General features: G+C 52.8%; 3 protein-coding genes. 2 read left to right on the forward strand and 1 reads right to left on the reverse strand.

The features are described from left to right. Positions 1-168: 168 nt before the first annotated feature. Positions 169-636, reverse strand: coding sequence for a YchJ family protein (locus ACTHUT_RS18975; RefSeq protein ID WP_250601403.1), 468 nt, complete (start codon positions 634-636; stop codon positions 169-171). A 210-nt stretch (positions 637-846) separates the two neighbouring features. Between ACTHUT_RS18975 and ACTHUT_RS18980 the strand changes: the two genes are divergently transcribed. Together ACTHUT_RS18980 and ACTHUT_RS18985 are read left to right on the forward strand one after the other, a co-directional pair. After that, positions 847-1695: an RnfABCDGE type electron transport complex subunit B gene (locus ACTHUT_RS18980; protein ID WP_250601785.1), complete on the forward strand. Its 849-nt coding sequence runs from the start codon at positions 847-849 to the stop codon at positions 1693-1695. A gap of 71 nt (positions 1696-1766) precedes the next feature. Then, on the forward strand, positions 1767-2022 hold a 256-nt coding region (locus ACTHUT_RS18985), incomplete at its 3' end, for a BtrH N-terminal domain-containing protein (protein ID WP_440419408.1).

Genomic DNA, 2022 nt, shown 5'->3' on the forward strand with positions numbered 1-2022 from the left:
TAATCGCTGACACAACACCGCTCTTTCATCCCTTTTGGGCGGTGCAGCAAGTAAGACGTTTTCCCGCAATGTATTGGCCATTCATACTTCTCCCTTAGTATGAATGGTTTTTTTTATCTGCAAAAACCGCTCAGGCCGTCTGAACGTTCAGACGGCCTGTTTACATTACTATTTGAAAAATTGTCCGCAACACGCCTTAAACTTTTTGCCCGAACCGCACAAACAAGGCTGTTTCATCGTCGGCAAAGCAACGGTCGGATCAATAAAGTACCAACGCCCGTCTATTTTCACAAACGCCGACAATTCATGATGGCACTCGGTTTGCCCGTTCTCTTCAAAATACGCCTCAAACTCGACCAAAGCATGCAGCTTGCCAAACAGCACATGACGGATAACCTTCAATCCCGACCACTGCGTCTGCTTACTCCATACCGCCAAATCCTGCTTGTCCAACAAATTCTGCTGCTCAGGGACAGTCGTGTCCACGATATAGTCGATTTCCTGCAAAACATACGCGCTGTAACGCGAACGCATCAACTCTTCCGCCGTCGCGGCCGCCGCCTCACGCGCATGAAACGGTGCGCAACATTCCGTATAAACACGCCCCGACTGACAGGGGCAAAGTGTAGCCGTCATTCCTAATTACCCGAATAAATCCATTTCAAAATTATAACGTAAACCCGACTCAGGCCGTCTGAAAATGAATGTAGCGAGTTTCGCCAAAACGATTGTAACGAGTTTACCAAAACGAGCGTGGAGAGTTTCGCTAAAATAAGCAAAGCGGGTTTCGCCAAAACAAACGCAACAATCTGATATAATGCGCCTTTTCGATTTTGACTATCCATGATGACCATTCCCATCCAAAGCATCAGCCGCCTGTTGCCGCAAACCCAATGCCGTGAGTGCGGTTATGAAGGCTGCCTACCCTATGCGCGCGCCCTGTCGGCAGGAGAAGCATCGGTAAACCTGTGCGCACCGGGTGGGGAAACCGTCATGAAAGACCTGGCCGACCTATTGGGCAAGCCCTACCTCGCGCCGGCAAAAACACAAATCAAAGCCGTAGCCCTGATTGACGAAGCCGTCTGCATCGGCTGTACCGCCTGTATCCGCGCCTGCCCTGTCGATGCCATTATGGGCGCATCCAAACTGATGCACACCGTCATCAGCGACGAATGCACAGGCTGCGGCTTGTGCGTTACCCCCTGCCCCGTCGACTGCATCGATATGGTTCCCGTATCGCAGCCCTTCCTGCCGTCCGCACGCCGTTTCAGCACCTCTGCCGAACCGCGCTTTGCCGCCGCCGAACACGCACAAAGCCGTTTTGAACGCCATACCGCGCGCAAACAGCGTGACGATGCCGAACGCAAAGCCCTGCTGGCGCAACGCGAAGCCGCCGTCAAAGCCAAACAGGCCGCACAGGCACAAACCCAAACAGCCGCACCAAGCGCCGCATTCAACCCTATGGATTTGATTGCCAAAGCCATGGCCAAAGCGCAATCGCAACAGGACAAACTTGTCTCCTCCGACAACCGCGAAGACTTCAAAGCGCGCCAAATCGAAGAAGCCAAAGAACGCGCCGAACTGCGCCGCGCCCAACGTGATGCCAAATACGGCAACGAAGCCGAAAGAGCCGCCGCCATCGAATTTCTGCGCCGCTACAAAGCCGAGCAGGAAGCGGCCAAAGAAGCCCGCTGATTTCCAAAACAACAAACCCATTCCGACCGCTTCAGGCCGTCTGAAAACATTGCACGAAAACCAATAACTTTATGACCATACAAGAATTTCCACACCAGCATACCGCCCATTGCGAAAGCGGTGTGATGTCCACCCTGCTCAAATACCATGGCCACAATTTAGACGAAGCCATGATTTTCGGCATTGCCCACGCACTGACATTTGTCTGGATGCCGCTGATCAAATTAAACGGCATGCCGCTGGTTTCCTACCGTACCGCGCCGCGCAGCATCATCAAAAACACCTGCAAAGCATTGGGGCTGAAATTATCCGTCCGCAAATTTTCCG

The organism is Neisseria sp. P0022.S010, assembly GCF_051956635.1.

Coding starts and splice junctions, on each gene's coding strand:
- ACTHUT_RS18975 (WP_250601403.1), bottom strand. CDS start 636: ATGACGGCTACACTTTGCCCCTGTCAGTCGGGGCGTGTTTATACGGAA.
- ACTHUT_RS18980 (WP_250601785.1), top strand. CDS start 847: ATGACCATTCCCATCCAAAGCATCAGCCGCCTGTTGCCGCAAACCCAA.